At 71.6% G+C, this 21,968-nt stretch carries 19 protein-coding genes; 7 read left to right on the top strand and 12 right to left on the bottom strand.

Annotation, left to right across the window (positions count from 1 at the left end; genetic code table 11):
* The first annotated feature begins 97 nt into the window (after positions 1–97).
* Positions 98–1,510, top strand: a complete 1,413-nt coding sequence (locus tag SXIM_RS04185; RefSeq protein ID WP_030733887.1) for an NCS2 family permease — start codon at positions 98–100, stop codon at positions 1,508–1,510.
* A gap of 81 nt (positions 1,511–1,591) precedes the next feature.
* On the opposite strand, the gene SXIM_RS04180 is transcribed toward SXIM_RS04185, so the two are convergent.
* A complete protein-coding gene (locus tag SXIM_RS04180; RefSeq protein WP_030733885.1) occupies positions 1,592–2,362 on the bottom strand; it encodes an IclR family transcriptional regulator in 771 nt (256 codons plus the stop codon).
* Between the two features lie 123 nt (positions 2,363–2,485).
* Between SXIM_RS04180 and SXIM_RS04175 the strand changes: the two genes are divergently transcribed.
* Positions 2,486–4,006, top strand: coding sequence for an aldehyde dehydrogenase (NADP(+)) (locus tag SXIM_RS04175; protein ID WP_030733884.1), 1,521 nt, complete (start codon positions 2,486–2,488; stop codon positions 4,004–4,006).
* Between the two features lie 248 nt (positions 4,007–4,254).
* Positions 4,255–6,198: a PhoX family protein gene (locus tag SXIM_RS04170; protein ID WP_046722975.1), complete on the top strand. Its 1,944-nt coding sequence runs from the start codon at positions 4,255–4,257 to the stop codon at positions 6,196–6,198.
* 84 nt (positions 6,199–6,282) lie between these two features.
* On the opposite strand, the gene SXIM_RS04165 is transcribed toward SXIM_RS04170, so the two are convergent.
* From SXIM_RS04165 to SXIM_RS04145, 5 genes are read right to left on the bottom strand one after another with little or no spacing between them, the layout of a single operon-like run.
* Positions 6,283–6,879: a DJ-1/PfpI family protein gene (locus tag SXIM_RS04165; protein ID WP_218941155.1), complete on the bottom strand. Its 597-nt coding sequence runs from the start codon at positions 6,877–6,879 to the stop codon at positions 6,283–6,285.
* Positions 6,880–6,891: 12 nt separating this feature from the next.
* Positions 6,892–7,923 (bottom strand): LacI family DNA-binding transcriptional regulator, encoded by a 1,032-nt coding sequence (locus tag SXIM_RS04160; protein ID WP_046722974.1) that lies wholly within the window; start codon positions 7,921–7,923, stop codon positions 6,892–6,894.
* A complete protein-coding gene (locus SXIM_RS04155) occupies positions 7,920–8,780 on the bottom strand; it encodes a carbohydrate ABC transporter permease (RefSeq protein WP_030733877.1) in 861 nt (286 codons plus the stop codon). Before SXIM_RS04155 ends, SXIM_RS04160 begins: the two co-directional genes overlap by 4 nt.
* Positions 8,777–9,700 (bottom strand): carbohydrate ABC transporter permease, encoded by a 924-nt coding sequence (locus tag SXIM_RS04150; protein WP_030733875.1) that lies wholly within the window; start codon positions 9,698–9,700, stop codon positions 8,777–8,779. Before SXIM_RS04150 ends, SXIM_RS04155 begins: the two co-directional genes overlap by 4 nt.
* Positions 9,697–10,995, bottom strand: coding sequence for an ABC transporter substrate-binding protein (locus tag SXIM_RS04145; protein ID WP_030733873.1), 1,299 nt, complete (start codon positions 10,993–10,995; stop codon positions 9,697–9,699). The genes SXIM_RS04150 and SXIM_RS04145 overlap by 4 nt, the downstream gene beginning before the upstream one ends.
* 142 nt (positions 10,996–11,137) lie before the next feature.
* On the opposite strand from SXIM_RS04145, the gene SXIM_RS04140 reads away from it, so the two are divergent.
* Together SXIM_RS04140 and SXIM_RS04135 are read left to right on the top strand one after the other, a co-directional pair.
* A complete protein-coding gene (locus SXIM_RS04140) occupies positions 11,138–13,159 on the top strand; it encodes a beta-galactosidase (protein WP_046722972.1) in 2,022 nt (673 codons plus the stop codon).
* Positions 13,160–13,283: 124 nt separating this feature from the next.
* Complete coding sequence (locus SXIM_RS04135; protein ID WP_168222746.1) at positions 13,284–14,396, top strand: glycoside hydrolase family 53 protein; 1,113 nt, start codon at positions 13,284–13,286, stop codon at positions 14,394–14,396.
* 83 nt (positions 14,397–14,479) lie between these two features.
* On the opposite strand, the gene thpD is transcribed toward SXIM_RS04135, so the two are convergent.
* The 6 genes from thpD to SXIM_RS04105 all read right to left on the bottom strand — a co-directional run bounded on the left by thpD (position 14,480) and on the right by SXIM_RS04105 (position 19,459).
* Entirely contained in the window at positions 14,480–15,379 is a 900-nt protein-coding gene (thpD, locus tag SXIM_RS04130; protein ID WP_030733867.1) for an ectoine hydroxylase, read from the bottom strand.
* Positions 15,380–15,437: 58 nt separating this feature from the next.
* Positions 15,438–15,842 (bottom strand): ectoine synthase, encoded by a 405-nt coding sequence (locus SXIM_RS04125; protein WP_030733865.1) that lies wholly within the window; start codon positions 15,840–15,842, stop codon positions 15,438–15,440.
* 110 nt (positions 15,843–15,952) lie between these two features.
* The gene (gene ectB, locus SXIM_RS04120; protein WP_030733863.1) at positions 15,953–17,221 is read right to left on the bottom strand and encodes a diaminobutyrate--2-oxoglutarate transaminase; all 1,269 of its coding nucleotides are present in this window, start codon (positions 17,219–17,221) and stop codon (positions 15,953–15,955) included.
* A 69-nt stretch (positions 17,222–17,290) separates the two neighbouring features.
* The gene (gene ectA / locus SXIM_RS04115; RefSeq protein WP_046722969.1) at positions 17,291–17,851 is read right to left on the bottom strand and encodes a diaminobutyrate acetyltransferase; all 561 of its coding nucleotides are present in this window, start codon (positions 17,849–17,851) and stop codon (positions 17,291–17,293) included.
* A 352-nt stretch (positions 17,852–18,203) separates the two neighbouring features.
* Positions 18,204–18,878 (bottom strand): hypothetical protein, encoded by a 675-nt coding sequence (locus SXIM_RS04110; protein WP_046722968.1) that lies wholly within the window; start codon positions 18,876–18,878, stop codon positions 18,204–18,206.
* A complete protein-coding gene (locus tag SXIM_RS04105; protein WP_046722967.1) occupies positions 18,878–19,459 on the bottom strand; it encodes a SigE family RNA polymerase sigma factor in 582 nt (193 codons plus the stop codon). The genes SXIM_RS04110 and SXIM_RS04105 overlap by 1 nt, the downstream gene beginning before the upstream one ends.
* 138 nt (positions 19,460–19,597) lie before the next feature.
* Here SXIM_RS04105 and SXIM_RS04100 point away from each other — a divergent pair, with 138 nt between their 5' ends.
* Both SXIM_RS04100 and SXIM_RS04095 read left to right on the top strand, forming a co-directional pair.
* Positions 19,598–20,719 carry an amidohydrolase family protein gene (locus SXIM_RS04100; protein ID WP_234306901.1) on the top strand — a complete coding sequence of 374 codons (1,122 nt, stop codon included), beginning with the start codon at positions 19,598–19,600 and terminating at the stop codon, positions 20,717–20,719.
* 164 nt (positions 20,720–20,883) lie between these two features.
* Positions 20,884–21,945, top strand: a complete 1,062-nt coding sequence (locus tag SXIM_RS04095; RefSeq protein WP_030733853.1) for an SCO1860 family LAETG-anchored protein — start codon at positions 20,884–20,886, stop codon at positions 21,943–21,945.
* The last annotated feature ends 23 nt before the right edge of the window (positions 21,946–21,968 follow it).

The following is a 21,968-nucleotide window of genomic DNA, read 5'->3' as shown; positions in this document are numbered from 1 at the left end:
CGTGTTACACCGCGTAAACCTTTCCGGCTGGCTTGGCAGGCAGAATCCCCCGGTCGCACACCTTCGTGCCACCCGGACCACATCACCGAGGAAGCCCATGCCGCCCCGCCCCGCGCTCATCGAACGTGCCGACACCTTCTTCCAGATATCGGCGCGCGGCTCCACCCTGGGCCGGGAGGTGCGCGGCGGGCTCGCCACGTTCTTCGCCATGGCCTACATCCTGGTACTGAACCCGATCATCCTCAGCGGCGCCGAGGACGCCTACGGCAACCAGCTGGACTTCCAGCAGGTGGTCACCGTCACCGCGCTGGTGGCGGCGATCATGACCGTGCTGATGGGCATCACCGCGAACCTGCCGCTGGCGCTGGCCGCCGGGCTCGGCATCAACGCGATGGTCGCCTACCAGATCGCGCCCCGGATGAGCTGGCCCGACGCCATGGGCCTGGTGGTGATCGAAGGGCTCATCCTGTGTGCCCTGGCGGCCACCGGGCTGCGGCAGAAGGTGATGGACGCGATCCCGATGGCGCTCAAGCAGGCCATCGGGGTCGGCATCGGCATGTTCATCGCCCTGATCGGTTTCGTGAACGCCGGCTTCACCGCCCCCGGCGACGGCACCCCGCTGTCCCTGGGCGCCACCGGCGAGCTGACCGGCTGGCCGGTGCTGGTGTTCTGCCTGGGCCTGCTGCTGACGCTGGCGCTGATGGCCCGCAGGACCAAGGGCGCCATCCTCATCTCGATCGTCGTCACCACCGTCGTGGCGATCATCATCAACAGCATCGCCGACATCGACGACCTGGCCTGGGGCCTGACCGTGCCCCAGTTGCCGGACGACATCGTCGGCACCCCCGACTTCGGCCTGCTCGGCCAGTTCAGCCTGCTGGGCGCGTTCGGTGAGATCACCTGGATCACCGTGCTGCTCATCACCTTCACACTGTTCCTGACCGACTTCTTCGACAGCATGGGCACCGCGGTCGCCGTCTCCGGCGAGGCCGGGCTGCTGGACGAGAAGGGCCGGGTGCCGCGGTTGGGCCGGCTGCTGTTCGTGGACGGCCTGGCGGCCGCCGCCGGCGGCGCGGCCTCCGCCTCCTCCGGCACCTCGTACATCGAGTCGGCGGCCGGCGTCGGTGAGGGCGCCCGTACCGGCTTCGCCAACCTGGTCACCGGCGCGCTGTTCGCGCTGGCGCTGCTGTTCGCCCCGCTGGCGGCGGTGGTCCCGGCCCAGGCGGCGGCGCCCGCGCTGGTGGCGGTCGGCTTCCTGATGATGACGCAGGTGGCCCGGATCGACTGGAACGACTACACCCTGGCCGTCCCGGCGTTCGTCACCATCGCCGTGATGCCCTTCACCTACTCGATCACCAACGGCATCGGCGCCGGCTTCGTCACCTACGTGCTGATGAAGATCGCGACCGGCCGGGTCCGCGAGATCAACTGGATGCTGTGGCTGACCGGCGCCCTGTTCGTGATCTACTTCGCGATCGACCCGGTGCAGCAGGTGCTCGGCGTCAGCTGACGCCCGGGAGAACGGCACGACGACGCCCCCCGGCCCGTCATCACGGGCCGGGGGGCGTCGCGCGTCGCGTCGGGCACTGCGTCACAGATGACGGGTGGCCAGCGTCAGCCGGTCCCGCGCGTGCAGCATCGCCTCCTTGATCTGCTGCTCGTGGGAGGGGGTCAGCCGGGCCACCGGGACCGAGCAGCTGATCGCGTCGCGCGCCGGGGTCCGGTACGGGATGGCCACCCCGTAGCAGGTCAGCCCCACGGTGTTCTCCTCGCGGTCGATCGCGTAGCCGCGCTCGCGCACCGTTCCCAGCTCCTCGATCAGCTGCTCGCGGTCCGTGACGGTGTGCTCGGTCAGCGCCTCCAGCTCCGGCGGCAGCAGCTCCCGGATCCGCTCGTCCGGATACGTGGCCAGCAGCGCCTTGCCCAGCGAGGTGGAGTGCGCCGGCAGCCGGCGGCCGACCCGGGTGAACGGGCGCAGATAGTGGTCCGATTGCCGGGTGGCCAGATAGACCACGCTGGTGCCGTCCAGGCGGGCCAGGTGGATGGTCTCGGTGGTCTCGTCCGAGAGCCGGTCCAGCGTCGTGCGCGCGGCGGCCACCACCTCGTCGCCGTCGATGTACGAGGTGCCCACCAGCAGTGCCCGCACCCCGATGCCGTACCGGGTGCCGGTCGGGTCGGTCTCCACCCAGCCGAGCTCCACCAGGGTGCGCAGCAGCATGTACAGACTCGACTTCGGGTAGCCGACCGCCGACTGCACGTCGGCGAGCGAGTGCATACCGGGACGCCCCGCGAAGAACTCCAGCAGTTCCACGGTCCGCACCGCGGATTTGACCGGGGATGCGCCTGTCTCACCGGCTGCCATCGACCTTGACCCCTTTGTTCGAACCGCTATAGAGTCACTGCACGTTCCCTATTCACATACAGGGACGGTGTTCAGCATATCGAACGTTCAGTGCGGGAGGAACGACCGGTGCCAGCAGAACCAGTGTGGAGCGTGGACCCCCGGACCGGAAAGCGGCGGGAACAGGTCACCACCGAGGCCACGGCCGCCGACGTGGACCAGGCCGTCCGCGCCGCGCACGCCACGGTGGGGCGGCTCGCCGACCGTGACACCCGGATCGCCCTGCTGCGGGCCGCCGCGGACGCGCTGGAGGCCGACCGCGAGGCCATCATCGCCGCGGCCGACGCCGAGACCGCCCTGGGCCTGCCCCGGCTGACCGGCGAGCTGGGCCGCACCACCGGCCAGCTGCGCGCCTTCGCCGACGAGGTCGAGGACGGCGCCTACCTCGGCGTCATCATCGACCACGCGGATGCCTCCCTCACCCCGCCCCGGCCCGATCTGCGCCGCTACAAGATCCCGCTGGGCGTGGTCGCGGTCTACTCCGCCTCCAACTTCCCGCTCGCCTTCTCCGTGCCCGGCGGCGACACCGCCTCCGCGCTCGCCGCAGGCTGCCCCGTCGTCGTCAAGGCCCACCCCGACCACCCCGCCACCTCCGCCCTGACCGGTGCTGCGCTGCGCCGTGCCGCCGCGCAGGTGGGGCTGCCGGAGGACGTCGTCTCGGTGGTGCACGGCTTCGAGGCCGGCATCGAGCTGATCAAGCACCCGCTGGTCTCGGCGGCCGGTTTCACCGGCTCGGTACGCGGCGGACGCGCGCTGTTCGACGCCGCCGCCGCCCGGCCCACCCCCATCCCCTTCCACGGCGAGCTGGGCAGCCTCAACCCGGTCGTCATCACCGAGGCCGCCGCCGCCGAGCGCGCCGAGGAGATCGGCGAGGGCCTGGCCGGCTCGGTCACCCTGGGCACCGGCCAGTTCTGCGTGAAGCCCGGACTCGTCCTCGCCCCGCAGGGCGAGGCGGGCGACCGGCTGGTGGCCACCCTCGGCGAGAAGCTCGCCGCCGCCGCCCCCGGGGTCCTGCTGGACACCCGGATGCGCGACAACTTCATCAACGGCGTCGCCGCCCGTACGGAGCTGGCGGAGGTCACCACCAGCACCGCCGCCGGCGGCGGCGAGGAGCAGACGGTCGTCCCCGGCTTCCTCACGGTGCCCGCCGCCCGGCTCGCGGAGGACGGCAGCGCCCACGAACTGCTGATCGAGGAGTGCTTCGGGCCGGTCACCGTGATCGCCCGCTACACCGACAGCCAGCAGGTCAGCCAGGTGCTCGACCGGCTGCCCGGCAACCTCACCGCCACGGTGCAGCTGAGCACGGCCGAGGCGGCGGGGGAGAGCGGCGACGGCGCCGCGCTCGTCGCCGAGCTGACCCCGCTGGCCGGCCGGGTCCTGGTCAACGGCTGGCCCACCGGCGTCGCGGTCACCCCCGCGCAGCACCACGGTGGCCCGTACCCCGCCACCACCTCCACCTCCACCTCGGTGGGCGCCACGGCCATCGAACGCTGGCTGCGCCCGGTCGCCTACCAGTCCACCCCCCAGGCCCTGCTCCCGCAGGAACTGAAGGACGCCAACCCGCTGGGCCTGCCCCGCCGGGTGAACGGCAAGCGCGAGGGCTGACCGCCCGGCCGCGCACGACGGCGCCGGCGCACCGCGCCGCGAGGGCCGGAAGCCATGGCTTCCGGCCCTCGCGGCTGTGCCCGCGGCCCGGCCCGCCGGTCTCCCGCAGGCCCGTGCGACACGGCCGCGAGTCGCAGATCCGCTGTCCGGCGAAAACTGGTCGTGTTGTCACCTTTGATGCTTCACGCGACCCCTGATCGCTCCTAACCTCTCGGAAATGTCCTGTTTCCGGAAGTAAGGATCAGCGGATGTCCGTCCAGCGTCGCCCGGTCTTCCCTGAGTTCGACCCGGACGAGGTGAGTTCCAACCTCTCGGCCAACCGGCCCTTCCACGAGGTCGCCGCCGCCCGGTTCAGCCGGCGGTCCGTGCTCGCCTCCGGTGCCGTCGCCGCCGCGGCCGGGTTTCTCACCGGGAGTACCGGTACCGCCCAGGCCACCCCAGGCCCCGCGCCGGCGGAGCCCACCGGCCGCCGGCCCACCCTCGGCTTCACCCCGGTCCCCACCTCCGACGCCGACGGGATCACCCTCCCCGCCGGGTACGAGGCACAGGTCATCATCCCCTGGGGCACCCCGATCCGCCCCGGCGGACCCGCCTGGCGCAAGGACGCCTCCAACTCCGCCGCGGACCAGGCCGAGCAGGTCGGCATGAACCACGACGGCATGCACTTCTTCCCGCTCGGCAAGGGCGCCGAGGGCAGCCGCCGCGGCATGCTCGTCCTCAACCACGAGTACATCGACCAGCAACTCCTCTTCCCGGACGGCGACGCCGAGATGACCCGCGAGAAGGTCGCCAAGGCCCTCGCCGCGCACGGCGTCAGCATCGTCGAAATCGTCCGCACCGACGACCGCGGCTGGCAGGTCGCCGACTCCCCGCGCGCCCGGCGCGTCACCACCGACACCCCCGTCACCTTCTCCGGACCGGTGGGCCCGCGGCACCCCGCGCTGCGCGCCGACGGCCCGCCCCGGGGCACCATCAACAACTGCTCGCACGGCGTGACCCCCTGGGGCACCTACCTCGCCTGCGAGGAGAACTTCAACGCCTACTTCGGCACCGAGCGCGCCGGTTGGGAACCCACGCCCGAGCAGGCCCGGTACGGCATCGACCACGAGGGCTTCGGCTACCGCTGGCACGAGGCGGACCCCCGCTTCGACATCGCCGTCAACCCCCACGAGGCCAACCGGTTCGGCTGGGTCGTGGAGATCGATCCCATGGACCCCGACGCGGTCCCCGTCAAACGCACCGCGCTGGGCCGCATCAAGCACGAGGGCTGCGTCACCACCGAGGCGCGCGGCCGGATCGTCGCCTACACCGGGGACGACCAGGACGGCGACTACCTCTACAAGTTCGTCGGCGAGGGCACCTGGCGCGACCAGCGCGCCCGGGGCCGCAGCCCCCTGGACCACGGCACGCTGTACGTCGCCCGGTTCGAGGACGACGGCAAGGGCCGCTGGCTGCCGCTCACCCACGGCACCGGGCCGCTGACCCGCGCGGGCGGCTGGGCGGACCAGGCCGATGTGCTGCTGCGCACCCGCGAGGCCGCCGACGCGCTCGGCGCCACCCCGATGGACCGCCCCGAGTGGATCGCCGTCAACCCCGCCAACCAGGACGTCTACTGCTCGCTCACCAACGGCAGCGGCCGGGGCGGCGCCGCCAACCCCCGTACGCCCAACCCGTACGGGCACATCATCCGCTGGCGCGAGTCCCGAGGTGACAACACCGCCACCACGTTCACCTGGGACATCTTCCTGCTGGCCGGCGACCCGGCGTACGACGAGCGCACCGATCTCAGCGAGGACACCCGCTTCGGATCGCCCGACGGCCTGTGGTTCGACCCGGACGGCCGGCTGTGGATCCTCACCGATGTCTCCAACTCCTCCCAGAACCTGCCGGAGAAGGGTTACGACCGCATCGGCAACAACCAGATGCTCGCCGCCGACCCGCACACCGGCGAGATCCGGCGCTTCCTCACCGGGCCGCGCGGCTGCGAGATCACCGGGGTGATCACCACCCCCGACCAGCGCACCCTGTTCGTCAACGTCCAGCACCCCGGCGAGGCCACTCCCGCCTGGGGCGAGCCGACCCCCGGCAACCCCCGGGCGGTCAGCAACTGGCCCGACTTCGACCCCGAGGGCCGCCCGCGCTCCGCGACCCTCGCCATCCGCCGCACGGACGGCGGCGTCATCGGCGCCTAGCGACCGGCCCGTGAGCCCGATCCCGAGCCCGCCCCCGTACCGGCAGCCGGTACGGGGGCGGCCCGTCGGCGGTGGCGGCACGGCTCACACGGGCGGTTCCGGGTCGTACTGGATGCCCCGGCGCACGGCCCGGGCGCGTTCCTCGCCCGCCAGCCGGACCACCAGATGCAGCGCCATGTCGATGCCCGCCGAGACCCCGGCCGAGGTGATCAGGTCGCCGTCGTCGACGAAGCGGGCCTCGCGGCGCACCTCGATGGTGGGGTCCAGTTCCGCGAGCCGCTCCAGCGAACCCCAGTGGGTGGTGGCGGGGCGCCCCCTCAACAGGCCGGCCGCCGCGTACACCAGGGAGCCGGTGCACACGCTGGTCAGCAGCGGAACCCGGTCCCGCTGGGCACGCAGCCACGCCAGGTGCTCGGCGTCCGTCAGCTGCGGCCGGGTGCCCTGCCCGCCCGGGTGCAGGAGAACGTCGAGGGCGGGCATCGTGTCCCGGGCGTGATGGGCCGCGACCGTCAGGCCCTTGGCACACTCCACGGGCGCGCCGTCGGCGGAGAAGGTGAACACCTCCCAGCCGTCCCCGGGGAAGTTCCGCGTCCAGTACGCGAGCACCTCCCACGGTCCGATCGCGTCCAACTCCTCGACCCGGGGGAACAGCGCGATGCCGATCCTTCTCATCTCGTCCATGCGGTCATCCCACTACGTGGACTGACGGCGCACCAACTCGGTGGGCAGAATCACCGCCGAGGTGTCCTCCCCGCTGATCCGGGCGAGCAGCAGCCGCACCATCTCCTGGCTGATCCGGTCCCACGGCTGCCGGATCGTGGTCAGCGCGGGCCGTGAGGCCACCGCCGCCGAGGAGTCGTCGAAGCCGCCGACCGCCACGTCCTGCGGCACCCGCCGGCCCGCCGCCGTCAGCGCGGCCAGCGCGCCCTGCGCCATCAGGTCCGAGGCGACGAACAGGGCGTCCAGATCGGGTCGGCGCGCCAGCAGCGCGGTCGCCGCGGCCTCGCCGCCCTCCCTGCTGTAGTCCCCGGTGGCGATCAGCTCCTGAGCGACCGGCAGCCCCGACTCGGCCAGCACCTCCCGGTAGCCCGCCAGCCGTTCCACCCCGCCCGGGGTGTCCAGCGGGCCGGTGACCGTGCCGATCCGGCGCCGGCCAAGACCCACCAGGTGGCGCACCATCTCCCGGGCGCCGTCCCGGTCGTCCGCCGCCACGTGCGCCATCCGCCCGCCGGGGCCCATCGGTTTGCCGCACAGCACCACCGGAACCCCTGCCTCGGCCAGCTGTTCGGCCACCGGATCACCGGTGTGGCTGGAGACCAGCAGCACCCCGTCCACGTGCCCGGAGGTCACGTAGCGCAGCAGCCGCCGCTGTTCCTCCCTGGTCCCCGCGATCATCATCAGCAGCGGGATGTCGTGCGCGGCCAGCGCCTGGGTGCAACCGCGCAGCAGCACATTGAAGTTCGGGTCCTCGAAGAACTTCTCCTGCGGCTCCGTCAGCAGGAACGCCGCCGACCCTGACCGGCCGGTGATCAGCGAACGCGCATGCCGGTTCAGGACGTAACCGGTCTTGCGGATGGCCTCCTCCACCGCCTTGGCCGAGACGGCCGAGACGTTGTGGCCGCCGTTGAGGAACCGGGAGACGGTGCCCCGGGAGACACCGGCCTCCCGGGCCACGTCGTGGATCGTCGGCGCCCGCCGGCGCCGCGCTGGTACGGACATGGTCATGACTTTACGGCGCCCGAGAGCAGGTCAAGGCTCCAGAACCGCTGGATGAACAGGAACAGCGCGATCAGCGGGAGCACCGCCAGCAGCGCGCCGATGATCACCAGGGTGTACAGCGCCGGGGTGTTGGCGCCCTGGTTGAGGAGCGTGAAAAGTCCCAGCGTCAGCGGGAACTTCTCGTCGTCGCTGAGCATGATGTACGGCAGCAGGAAGTTGTTCCAGATGGCCACGAACTGGAAGAGGAAGATCGTCACCAGACCCGGCGCCATCATCGGCAGCGCCACGGTACGGAAGATCCGCCACTCCCCGGCACCGTCCATCCGGCCCGCCTCCACCACATCGGGCGGCACGGCCGCCGCCGCGTAGATCCGCGCCAGATAGATGCCGTACGGGGAGAGGATCACCGGCAGCAGCACCGACAGATGACTGTCGGTCAGCGACACCTCGGCCATCAGCAGATACTGCGGCACCGCCAGGATCACCGGCGGCATCAGCACACCGGCCAGCAGGATGTTGAAGATGGTCTCGCGGCCCCGGAAGCGGTACTGCGCCAGCGCGTATCCGCTGACCGCCGACACGGCGGCGGACAGCAGCGCGCCCAGCCCCGCGTACAGCGCCGAGTTGGCCATCCACGTCCAGTAGACGCCGTCCCGGTACGCCGACAGATCGCTGAGGTTCTCCGCGAAGCCGGTGCCGGGCCAGAAGGTGAACGTGGAGAACAGCTCGCTGCCGGACTTGGTGGCGGCCATCACCACCCACACCACGGGGAGCAGGCAGTAGGCCGCGCCCAGGAACAGCGCGGCCGTGGGCAGCCAGCCGCCCCGGCGCCGGGCACGGAGGGTGGTGGTCGGGGCGGTCATCGGTTCTCCTCCCGCCGGGAACGGGCGTTGGCCACCCGCAGAAAGCCGAAGGACAGCGCGAACGTCACCGCGGCGATGATCACGGCGGTGGCCGAGGCGGAGTGGATGTCGCCGCCCACGAAGGCGTCCTGGTACACCTTCATCAGCGGACTCCAGTTGGTGGACAGGCTGTTGGTGAGCGGCCGCAGCGTGGTCGGCTCGTTGTAGACCTGGAGGGTGGCGATGACCGAGAAGAAGAAGGTCAGCACCAGCGAGGGCGCCACCATCGGGATCTTGATCCGCCAGGCGATCTGCCACTGCGAGCAGCCGTCGAGCCGGGCCGCCTCGTACACCTCGGCGGGAATGGCGCGCAGCGCCGTGTAGATGACGATCATGTTGAAGCCGGTGCCGCCCCACACCGCGATGTTGGCGAGCGCGATGTACAGGGCGCCGCCGCTGAGCAGGTCGGGCTGCGGCAGCCCGAAGGAGTCCAGCAGGTAGTGCAGCGGGCTGACCGAGGGCAGGTAGAGGAAGCCCCACAGCAGCGCCGCGATCACCCCGGGGATGGCGTACGGCAGGAAGATCGCCAGCCGGGTGAAGGCACGGCCGCGGACCCGGTCGGAGTCCAGCATCAGCGCGAACACCAGGGCCAGGCCCAGCATCACCGGGACCACGATCAGGCCGTAGATCAGCACCCGCAGGGCACCGTCCAGCAGCACCGGGTCGCTCAGCGCCGCCGTGTAGTTGGAGAACCCGGCCCACACCTCGGAGCGGGCGCCGCTGCCCAGGCCCAGGCCCTTGACCTCGATCTTGCGCAGCGACAGGTAGATCGCGTAGCCGATGGGGAGCGCGAAGAACAGCGCGAACAGCACCCCGGCGGGAAGGAGGAACGCGTAGGGGGCGCGCCGCGGCGCCCCGTACGACGTGCGGTGCTTCTTCACTCCGTGACCTGGAAGCCGTGGCCGGCGAGGTCGTCGACGGTGGCGCGCTGCATGAGGGTCAGCGCGGCGCCGAAGTCGCTCCGGTCGCGGGCGGCCTGGGCGAACACGTCGTTGAACGTGGAGTAGGCGACGTTGGTGTTGGGGCCCCAGGCGGCGGGCGCGGTGCCCTCGGCCACCTCGGCGGCGACGGTGTAGAAGTCGGGCTGGTTGGCGAAGAACTCGGGTGCCTGGGCGAGCGCCTCACCGGTCTGGGCGGCGGTGGCGGCCGGGTAGATCCCGCCGTGGGTGACCAGGGCCGACAGCGCCTCGGGGTCGGTGTTCAGCCAGGTGGCGAACCGCGCGGCCGCGTCCTTGTCGCCCGCGTCGTTGGTGACGGCGGTGGTGGAGCCGCCCCAGGTGCCGGTGATGTTCTCGCCGGCGTTCCACTGGGGGAGCGGGGCCATGGCCCACTTGCCGGCCGTGTCGGGGGCCGCGGTGGTGAGGGTGCCGGGGGCCCACACGGCGCTCACCCAGGCGATCTGCTCGCCGGTGTTGAGGGCGTTGTTCCAGGCCGGGGTGTACATGGGCTGGTTGTCGATGGCGCCCTCGGCGACCAGGCCGCCCCAGAAGTCGGCGACCTTCCCGGTGGCCTCGTCGTCGATGGCGACCTTCCACTGATCGCCCTCGGTGGTCCACCACTGGGCGCCGGCCTGCTGGGCGAGCCCGGCGAACAGGCCCGCGTCGTTGGCGGAGAAGGTGGTGAGCGCCTTGTCCGGCTGCTGCTCCTTGAGGTCGCGGGCGGTGTCGGCGAACTCGTCCCAGGTGGTGGGGACGGTCAGCCCGTACTCCTCGAAGAGGTCGGCCCGGTAGTAGAACATCAGCGGACCGGAGTCCTGGGGGATCGCGTACACGGCGTCGGTGCCGAGGGTGACCTGCTGCCACAGTCCCGGGGCGAAGGCGTCCTCGGCGTCGCCGGCCTGGCCGGATATGTCGGCGAGGACATCGTTGCTGACCAGGGTGGGCAGCGCCTGGTACTCGGCCTGCATCAGGTCGGGGGCGTTGCCCGCCTTGGCTGCGGTGATGGTCTTGGTGACCAGGTCGTCGCCGCTGGCCTGCTTCTTCACCGTGACCTGGACGTCGGGGTTGGCGTCGTTCCACAGCTTGACGACTTCGTCCATGCCCGGGGCCCAGGCCCAGTAGGTGAGCTTGACGGGGCCGGAGGACGAGGAGGAGTCGTCCGAGGAGCCGCCGCAGCCGGTGAGGGCGAGGGACGAGACGACGGTGGCGGCCAGTACCGCGACGGTGCGGTGATTCATGTTGCCTCCCTGGCAGGGACTGTGAGCGTTCACAGTAGAGAAACAGAACAGACACTTGTCAATGGTTGATGCTGTGCGGTTATGTTGGTGTGATGCAGCCGACGGAGGCTGTGCACGTTCCCAGCGATGCCCAGGAGTTTCCATGCCGCACGCCGCCCCCCAGGGCCTGGACCGCCTCGCCTACGGCGGTGACTACAACCCCGAGCAGTGGCCCGAGGAGACCTGGGAAGAGGACATCGCGCTCATGCGCGAGGCCGGTGTGACCATGGTCAGCGTCGGGATCTTCTCCTGGGCCAAGCTGGAGCCGAGCCCGGGCGTGTACGACTTCGGCTGGCTGGACCGGCTGCTCGCCCTGCTGCACGACGCCGGCATCCGGGCCGACCTGGCCACCCCCACCGTGGTCCCGCCCGCCTGGTTCTACCGCGCGCACCCCGATGCGCTGCCGGTCAGCCGCGCGGGCGTGCGCTGGGAGTTCGGCTCCCGGGGCGCCATCTGCCACAGCTCGCCCGCCTACCACGAGGCCGCCGCCGGCATCACCCGCGCCCTGGGCGAGCGCTACGGCAGCCACCCCGCCGTCGCCATGTGGCACGTCCACAACGAGTACGGGGTCCCCGTCCTGGAGTGCTACTGCGAGACCTCCGCCGCGCACTTCCGCCGCTGGCTCACCGAGCGCTACACCACCCTGGACGCGCTGAACGCCGCCTGGGGCACCGCCTTCTGGGGCCAGGCGTACGGCGACTGGGAGGAGATCCAGCCGCCCCGGGCCACCCCCACCACCTGCAACCCCGCCCAGCGGCTCGACTTCGCCCGGTTCGCCAGCGACAGCGCCCTGGAGAACTTCCGCCGCGAGCGCGACCTGCTGCACCAGCTGTCACCGGGCATCCCCGTCACCACCAACTTCATGGTCTCGCCCACCCAGTGCGACACCATCGACTACTGGAAGTGGGCCCAGGAGGTGGACATCGTCACCAACGACCACTACCTGGTGGCCGAGGACGACCGCAACCACATCAATCTCTCGATGGCCGCCGACCTCACCCGCTCCGTCGGCGGCGGCAAGCCCTGGCTGCTGCTCGAACACTCCACCAGCGGCGTCAACTGGCAGACCCGCGGCATCAGCAAGCGCCCCGGTGAGATGGCCCGCAACAGCATGGCCCACGTCGCGCGCGGCTCCGAGGGCGCCATGTTCTTCCAGTGGCGGGCCTCCCGCTTCGGCGCCGAGAAGTTCCACTCGGCGATGGTGCCGCACGCCGGCACCGACAGCCGGATCTGGCGCGAGGTGGTGGCGCTGGGCGCCGACCTCGGCTCGCTGTCCGGCCTGCGCGGCACCCGCACCGTGGCGGACGCCGCGATCGTGTGGGACTGGCAGTCCTGGTGGGCGCAGAAGCTGGAGTGGCGCCCCAGCGAGGACCTGGACACCCGCGAGCGCGCCGAGGCCGTGTACGCGGCTCTCTTCGACCGCCATCTGACGGTCGACTTCGCGCACCCCGAGGCCGATCTCAGCGCCTATCCGCTGGTGGTCGTGCCCGCGCTGTACCTGATGACGCAGGCGGCGGGCCGCAACCTGCGCGCCTACGTCGAAGGCGGCGGCACCCTGGTCGTCGGCCACTTCTCCGGCATCGTCGACGAGCACGACGCCGTGCACCCCGGTCCGCACCCGGGCGCGCTGCGGGACGTCCTGGGGCTGACCGTGGAGGAGTTCCAGCCCCTGCGCCGGCACGAGCGGGTCACCCTGGAAGGCCCCGACGGCCACCGTCTCACCGCCGATGTGTGGGCCGAGACGGTGGTGGCGCGCGGAGCCGAGCCGGTGTGGACGTACACGGACGGCCCGGCCGCCGGCTGCCCCGCCGTGACCCGGCACGAGCTGGGCGAGGGCAGCGCCTGGTACCTCTCCACCCGGCTGGACGCGGACGGTCTGGACACCGTGCTGGCCGCCGCCGGGCTGGACGCCCGGATCGCCCCCCGCGAGGACCTGCCGCGCGATGTCGAGGTGGTGCGCCGTGAAGGCGCCGCCGGCCGCTACGTGTTCGTCATCAACCACACCGCCGCCGACGCCGAGGTGCCGGTGGGCGGCGCCGGGCGCGAGCTGTTCGGCGGCCGGCGCGTGGAGGGTGACCTGTCCGTACCGGCGGGCACCGTCCGCGTGCTGCACCTCGACGACTGACCCGGGCGTCCCCCGGCACCGCATCGCCGGCGCCGGGGGACCCCGTATCCACGCACCACCGGGCCACCAGGAACAGCGCCATCCCCCACCGTTCAGGCACCATTCAAGGAAGGGACCCCTGACGATGCGCCGACGCAGTGTGCTCCGCCTGGGCACGGCGGCTCTCGCCACCCCCGCCGTGCTCGCCGCCCTCCCCGTATCCGGCGCGCAGGCCGCCGCGCTGAACATCCGGGGCGTCGACCTGTCCTCGCTCCCCAAGGGCGAGGACAAGGGCGCTGTCTTCCGCTACGCGGACGGCACCCGGGGCGACGCCGTCCGGATCCTGCGCGAGGCCGGCGCCAACTGGGCCCGGATCAAGGTCTGGGTGAACTCCGCCGACGGCTACCACGGCAAGCGGCAGCTGCTGGCCATGGCCCGCCGGATCCAGGCCCAGGGCATGCGACTCCTCGTGGACTTCCACTACTCCGACACCTGGGCCGACCCCGGCAAGCAGTTCAAGCCCGCCGCCTGGAACAGCCTCACCGGCACGGCGCTGGAGACGGCGGTACGGGACCACACCGCCGACATCCTCGGCTCCCTCGCCCGGCAGAGCACCCCCGCCGCCATGGCGCAGATCGGCAACGAGATCAACGGCGGCATGCTGTGGCCCGACGGCCGCTCCACCGACTGGGACAAGCTGGCGGGACTGCTGAACGCCGGGGCCCAGGGGGCCCGTTCCGCCTCACCCGGCACCCGGCTCGCCCTGCACCTGGCGGAGGGCGGTGACAACGGCGGTACCCGCTGGTGGTTCGACAACGCCACCTCGCGCGGGGTCCCCTTCGATGTGATCGCCCTGTCCTTCTACGGCTACTGGCACGGGACACTGGCCCAGCTCCGCACCAACCTGCACGACGCGGCGAGCCGTTACGGCAAGGACGTGCTGGTGGCGGAGACGGCGTACCCGTTCCGGCTCGGCAGCAAGGACAACCACGAGGACATCATCGCCAGTCCCTCGCAGCTGGTCCCCGGCTACCCGGCCACCCCGCAGGGGCAGACCGCCTGGATGCGGGACATCGGCCAGGTGGTGGCCTCGGTGCCGGGCGGCCGCGGGCTGGGGATCTTCTACTGGGAACCGGCGTGGACGGCGGTGCCGGGCAACGGCTGGGACGAGACCGACCCGTCCTCGGGCAACGGCTGGGAGAACCAGGCGCTGTTCGACTACAACGACCGTGCGCTGCCCGCCATGTGGTGGGCGTAACGGGGCAGAAGACAGGACAGGGAAGGGCCCCGGCGCCGCTGGCGGGGCGCCGGGGCCCTCCCCAGCCGTATCACTGATCCCGGTTACCGCACCGGGGTGAAGTCCCGGGCCCCGATGTAGTCGGGGCGCGGGACCGGCGCGGCGAACGGCTCCACAGCTGTGTTCTCCACGCTGTTGAACACGATGAACACATTGCTGCGCGGGTACGGGGTGATGTTGTCCCCCGACCCGTGCATGCAGTTGCAGTCGAACCAGGTGGCGGAACCGGCCGCACCGGTGAACAGCTTGATGCCGTGCTCCTGCGCGAACCGGGTGAGCGCCTCGTCGGACGGGGTCCCGGCGTCCTGCATCTGCAGCGACTTCTTGTAGTTGTCCCTGGGCGTCTCACCGGCGCAGCCCAGGAACGTCCGGTGCGACCCCGGCATGATCATCAGGCCGCCGTTGGTGTCGTAGTTCTCGGTCAGCGCGATCGACACCGAGATCGTGCGCATCCGTGGCAGCCCGTCCTCCGCGTGCCAGGTCTCGAAGTCCGAGTGCCAGTAGAAGCCACTGGCGCCGAACCCCGGCTTGACGTTGATCCGCGACTGGTGGACGTACACCTCGGAGCCCAGTATCTGGCGCGCCGTCCCCACCACCCGGGGGTCGCGCACCAGATCGGCGAAGACCTGGCTGAGCTTGTGCACTTCGAACACCGAACGGATCTCCTGCGACTGCGGCTCGATGATCGAGCGCTCGTTCGCCCGGATGTCCGGGTCCGCGATCAGCCGGTCGAGTTCGGCGCGGTACACCGCCACCTCGTCCGCGGTGATGAGCTGATCGACGGCCAGGAAACCGTCCCGCTCCAGACCGGCCAGCTGCTGCGCGCCGACCGGCCCGGCGGTGCCGGGCGGGGACCACACCACCGGATCCTGCCGCGGGGTGGACACCTCGGTGGCGCCACGGGTCGGGTACAGGTCAGCGGTGCGTTCGCGGGCGATGGTCATGGTGCGTGCCTTCCCTTTCCGGTTCCGGGTGGTGGTGCCGCCGTCGGCGGCTGTGCGCTCAGCTCACCTCGGGTTCGGTGAGCAGCGGGTAGACGCCGTTCTCGTCGTGGTCCTCGCGGCCGGTGACCGGCGGGTTGAAGACGCAGAGCACCTTGAAGTCGGTGACCGGCCGGACGGTGTGCTTCTCGTGACCGTCCAGCAGATACATCGTCCCCGGGGTGATGCGGTGCTTCTCGCCGGTGTTGTCGTTGGTGAGCTCGGCCTCGCCCGACACGCAGAAGACCGCTTCCACGTGGTTGGCGTACCACATCGAGGTCTCGGTGCCGGCGTACAGCACCGTCTCGTGGAGGGAGAACCCGACGCGCTCCTTGGCCAGGATGATGCGCTTGCTGCGCCAGGTGCCCGACGCGGATTCGATGTCCCGGTCGGTGCCCTCGATGTCGCTGATGGATCGGACGATCACGGTGTTCGACTTCCCTTCTCGTGGCTGTCTCGGTGCTGATCGGTCGGACGGTCGGTGGACCGGACGCGACGGTGGGCCCGCCTCCGGCCGGAGGCGGGCCCACCGGCCGCTCAGTCGGTGTCGCGGATGGCGCGGGTGACGATGCGCAGGCCCTCGTCCAGTTCCTCGGGGGTGATCGTCAGGGCCGGGAGGAACTTGACGACCTCGCTCTGCGGGCCGGAGGTCTCCAGCAGCAGGCCGAGTTCGAAGGCGCGCTTGCACACGGCGGTGGCGCGCTCCGGGTCCTGGAACTCCAGTCCCCAGACCAGACCGCGTCCGCGGTAGGAAGCCCCGGCGTGCGCGTGTTCGGCGACGATCTGGCGCAGCGCCTGTTCCACCCGCTCACCGCGGGCCAGGGTCTGCTTCTCCATCTGGCCGTCGCTCCAGTACGTGTTGAGCGCGGCGGCGGCGGTGACGAAGGCCGGGTTGTTGCCGCGGAAGGTGCCGTTGTGCTCACCCGGCTCCCAGACGTCCAGTTCGGGACGGAAGAGGGTCAGCGCCAGCGGCAGCCCGTAGCCGCCGATCGACTTCGACACGGTGATGATGTCCGGGACGATGCCCGACTCCTCGAAGGAGAAGAACGCCCCGGTACGGCCGCAGCCCATCTGGATGTCGTCGACGATCAGCAGCATGTCGTGGCGCCGGCACAGATCGGCCAGCGCGCGCAGCCACTCGGGGCGCGCCACGTTGATCCCGCCCTCGCCCTGGACGGTCTCCACGATCACGGCGGCGGGCTGGTTCAGCCCGGACCCGGAGTCCTCCAGCAGCCGCTCGAACCAGATGAAGTCCGGGGTCTGCCCATCCAGGTAGTCGTCGAACGGCATCGGGGTGCCGTGCACCAGCGGGATGCCGGCGCCGGCCCGCTTGAAGGCGTTGCCGGTGACCGCGAGCGAGCCGAGCGACATGCCGTGGAAGGCGTTGGTGAAGGAGACGATCGACTCGCGGCCCTTCACCTTGCGGGCCAGCTTGAGTGCTGACTCCACCGCGTTGGTGCCGGTGGGGCCGGGGAACATCACCTTGTGGTCCATGTCCCTGGGGCGCAGCACGACGTCGCGGAAGGTCTCCAGGAACGCCCGCTTGGCGGTGGTGGACATGTCCAGACCGTGGGTGATCCCGTCGCGCTCCAGGTAGTCGATGAGGGCGCGTTTGAGGACGGGGTTGTTGTGCCCGTAGTTCAGCGACCCCGCCCCGGCGAAGAAGTCGAGGTAGGTGCGGCCGTCCTCGTCGTACAGGTAGCTGCCGTGGGCCCGGTCGAAGATGGTGGGCCAGGAACGGCAGTAGCTGCGGACTTCGGACTCCACGGCCTCGAAGACGCTCAGATCGGGCTGGGTGATGGTCACGGCGTTCTCCCTGGGGGATGCGGTACGCGAGTGGCTTGGGGAAGTGGGGTGGGGGAGGGGAGCGGCGGCCTAGGGCCCGCCGGGTGCCGGGACGGGGCCGATCCGGTAGAGCACCTCCGGCTCGTGTCCGTTCTCGGGGAAGGCCCCGGAGTCGAACAGGACCTCCCGTTCGAGCCCGGCGCCGTGACGCTCGGCGAAGGAGGCGAACAGCCGGTTGGAGGCGGTGTTGTCCGGTGTGATGGTGGTCTCCACCGTGTCCACCCCCCACTCGCGGCCGGTGCGCAGGACCAGGCCGTCCAGCATCGCCGCGGCGAGTCCCTTGCCGCGCTGTGCCGCGTCGACGGCCACCTGCCAGATGAGCAGGGTGCGCGGGGCCTCGGGGCGGGTGTAGCCGGTGATGAACCCGACCGGTTCACCGGTACGGTCCCTCGCCACGATCGAGGTGCCCGCGTAGTCGCGGCACCACAGAAGGTAGCTGTAGGAGGAGTTCAGGTCGAGGGCCTTGGAGTCACGGGCGATGCGCCACAATGCTGCTCCATCCTCAAGACGCGGGCTTTCCAGTCGTAGTCCGCCGGCTATTTCGATGAATTCCTGGTCGGCACGTGCATGGTCTGCTTGTGCGGGGGTCATGCCCATCGAATTTACCGAGCATGGGAGGAAATCGCATCGCGAGAGGGGGTTACCCGGGCGGTGGGCGATATGTTATGGGGGCGGCCCCGTGATCGCCTGAAGGCTTGGCGACTTGCCCGGATATTTCGGTTAGTTACCGTGACAAATGGGGCGACGATCTGTCGTTTGTCACGGATGCGTAACGAAGCTGTGACCTGTTCACGGGGTTGTGTGGTGCATTACATCCACCACAATGCGCGCGTTTGAGGTCCGGAAAACGGGGCAGGAGGCCCTTGATATGTCGGCCAAAACATTCACCCGGAAAGAGCAGTCCGCGCGATGGTTGAAAAGGCACTGAATTGACGCGTGCCATTCACCGGAAAGCACCTTCGGCGGAGAACGGGCCGCCCACTCCCGTCGCCCGGAGGAGGTAACGGTCGCGCTCGGGTTCCCGTTCGCCCGCCGGATGGTCGTACTGCGCGGCGAACACATGCGTCCCGGCCGGCACCTCGGCCCCGGCCCGCAGCTCCCACCGGTGGACCAGCTGCCCCGCCTCCTGGCTCACGGTGAGCTCGAAGTCCTCGCCGGGCAGCGTCCGCCAGGCCCCCGTCGAGCGCACCCCCTCCCCGCCGGTCACCCGCAGTTCCAGCGTGAACGCGGTCAGTGGCTCCGCCGTGCGCACCGTGACATTGCTCTGCGACCAGAAGGCGTGCGAGCCCGGATCCACCTCGCCCAGCGCGCTCAGCGGCCCGGCGGTCACCGCCGCGGGCGGCGGCGCCTCACCCGCCGGCGGCACCGGGTCGGGGCCCGCGGCCGGGCCCCACCAGGCCACCGCCACCGCGAGCACCGCCGCGGCACCGACGGCCCGCGCCCGGGCCGGCAGCGCGGCAGGCCACGGCACGCGGCGCGGCGTACGCTCCGGGAGCCCGCCGCCGTCCGCGATGCCCGCGCTCACCCGCGCCCGCATCCGCTCCCGGTCCGGCCGGTGCGCGCCGGCCGCCTCGCGCAGCGCGCCGGTCACCCCGGACGGCTCCGTGCGCTCCGCCATCAGCTACTCCGTTCCACCGGTCCGGTGCGCAGCGCCCGCAGGGGCGGGCCACCGCCCTCGCCGCGGCCGGCCTCACCCGGCGTCAGCAACCGCTCCAGCTCGGCGATGCCGCGCGAGGTCTGGCTCTTCACCGTACCGACCGAGATGCCCAGCGTGCGGGCGGTCTCGCGTTCGGACAGGTCGAAGGCGTGCCGCAGCACCACACAGGCGCGCTTGCGGTAGGGCAGCCGGCCCAGCGCGGCCCGTACATCGAGCACCGCGGGTACGTCCGGGCCGTTGGTGTGGGTGCTGTGCTGCGACCAGAACAGCGCGATCCTGCGCCGCTCGCGGGTTCTGCTGCGGATCCGGGAGCGCGCCATATTGGCCACCACGCCCCGGGCGTACGCGATGGGGCGGTCGGCGGCCCGTACCCGCTCCCAGCGGTGCCAGATGGCGACCAGCGCGTCCGCGGCCAGGTCGTCGGCGCTCTCGGCGCCGTCCGGCCCGCCGAGCAGCAGGTGGGCGAGCCTGGCGAGTTCGGCGTGGTGCCGTTCGAAGAACGCGTCGAACTCCGCGCTGAAATCCTCGCTGGGGTCGGCCACGCCGGCCTCCTTGGTGTTGCGGACCCGGTTCTCCCGTCGAACCCCCCGTCCTGGTTCGACACGTCGTGCACCACGCGGACCAACGTCCGGACCCCCGGCGACGCTGGAGACTAGCAGCCAATTTGTAGGCTGCCGAGCATGATTGACGACACACCGGCGATGCACATCAAGGGACGGGTCCTGCTGGGCCCGGCCGCGGTGGACGGTGCGCGGGCCGAATGGCGGGTGCGGGACGAACTGTGGGTCGTCGGCGGCCGGATCACCTTCCGGCGCCCCGTGGGGGTGCGGGAGATGACCACGGTCAGCGGCTGGGTGCTGCCCGGCCTGGTGGACGCGCACTGCCATGTCGGACTGGACGCGCACGGCGCCGTGGACCGGGCCACCACGGAACGGCAGGCGCTGACGGAGCGGGACGCGGGTGCCCTGCTGCTGCGGGACGCGGGCTCGCCCGCCGACACCCGCTGGATCGACGACCGCGCCGACCTCCCGCACCTCATCAGGGCCGGCCGGCACATCGCCCGCCCCCGGCGCTACATCCGCAACTACGCCGAGGAGGTCGAGCCCGCCGCGCTCGCCGCGACGGTACGGGAGCAGGCCCGCCGCGGCGACGGCTGGGTGAAGCTGGTCGGCGACTGGATCGACCGCGAGCGCGGCGACCTGACGCCGTGCTGGCCCGCCCCGGCGCTGCGCGAGGCCGTCGCGGCGGCGCACGAGGAGGGCGCGCGGGTCACCGCGCACTGTTTCGCCGAGGACTCGCTGCGCGATCTGGTGGAGGCGGGCATCGACTGCGTGGAGCACGCCACCGGGCTGACCCGGGAGTTGATCCCGCTGTTCGCGGAGCGCGGGGTGGCGATCGTGCCGACGCTGGTCAACATCGCCACCTTCCCCCGGCTCGCGGAGGGCGGGGAGGCGAAGTTCCCCCGCTGGGCGGACCACATGCGGCGGCTGCACGCCCGCCGGTACGACACGGTGCGGGCGGCGTACGACGCGGGGATCGCGGTCTTCGCCGGAACCGACGCCGGGGGCTCGCTGGGGCACGGGCTGATCGCCCAGGAGGTGGCCGAACTGCGGGCGGCCGGGCTGCCGGTGCACGCGGCGCTGGGCGCGGCGTCCTGGCGGGCGCGACAGTGGCTGGGTCGTCCGGGTCTGACAGAGGGCGCCCCGGCCGATCTGGTGGTGTACGGGGAGGACCCGCGGGCCGAACTCGCGGTGCTGGCCCGCCCGCGCCGGGTGGTACTGCGGGGGCGTGTGGTGGCCTGAGGGAGCGCGCGTCCGGGTGAAAACGGGGACGTGGGAGAACAGGAGTGGCCCAGGATTCGCATGCCTGAGCGACTTTGCCCCGTTCGGGTGAAGTGCCCGAAGACTGCTGACGTTTCCATGTTTGAACGTCAAGGATGGCGGAGTCCCAGTCGCCAACGCGTGTGATGTCCCCCATCGGCACGCGTGGCGGCGCCAACTTTTCTGTGGGGGTTCCACACGTGTACAACTCTGCCTTCCGCCGGTCAGCCGTCCTGCTGGCCACCGCCGCGCTGCTGGGGGCCGCGGGCCCCGCGTACGCGACGACCGGCGGGGACAGCGCCGGTGAGGAGCGCGACGGCCGCGGCTCGGCCCGCGCCACCGTGCTCCGCACCGGACTGGACGTCGGACTGCTCAACCGCACCGTCCAGCTGCCGCTCGAACTCACGCTCAACGAGGTGAACGCCCCCGAGACCGAGGGCACCGCCGACAAGACCGCCCTCAGCGCCACCCTCGACGGGGTGGACGGCGGCCGCCCCTTCCAGGTGCTGCGCGCCGATGTCGCCTCCGCCTCCGCGACCGCCACCGCGGACGGCACCGAGGCCGAGGTCTCGCTCGCCGAGGCGAAGATCCACGTCCCCGGGCTGCCGCTGCTGTCCGTGGTCGAACTGGAGGCCGTCACCGCCCGCGCCGTCTGCGCCACCGGGGCCGCCCCCGTCGCCGAGGCCAACCTCGGCGCGAGCGTCACGGTGCTCGGCAAGGAGATCACCCTCAGCACCGGCGGCAGCACCACGGTGGAGGTGCCCGGGGTCGGCTCCGTCCAGCTGGACCTGTCCAGCACCGAGACCACCACCGACACCGCCGCCGCCAGTGCGCTGGACCTCCAGATCTCCGTCAACCCGCTCAAGCTCAACGTCGCCGAGGTCGAGGGCCGCATCACGCTGGCCGAGGTCGGCTGCACCACCCCGGACGGCACGCGGGACCCGGGCGAGGAGGAGGAGCCCGAGCGCGAGGAGCCCGAGCCGCCGGCCGAGGAGGAGCAGCCGGAGCCGCAGGGCCCCAGCACCCAGACCGGTGACCGGAGCGAGGTCGACCAGCGCACCCCGGACCTGGCCGCCACCGGAGGCGACCCCCGCACGCCGTACCTCGCGGGCAGCGCCATCGCCCTGCTGGGCGGCGGCGGCATCCTCCTGGTCGCCCGGCGCCGCGCCATGGCGGCGGCAGCCGCCCGCAGGACCGCCGAGGGCTGATCCCGCTCTGATCGCCCTCGTTC

It is taken from the genome of Streptomyces xiamenensis, assembly GCF_000993785.3.
In the GTDB taxonomy this organism is placed as follows: domain Bacteria; phylum Actinomycetota; class Actinomycetes; order Streptomycetales; family Streptomycetaceae; genus Streptomyces; species Streptomyces xiamenensis.
This window is presented reverse-complemented; position numbering and strand designations above follow the sequence as displayed.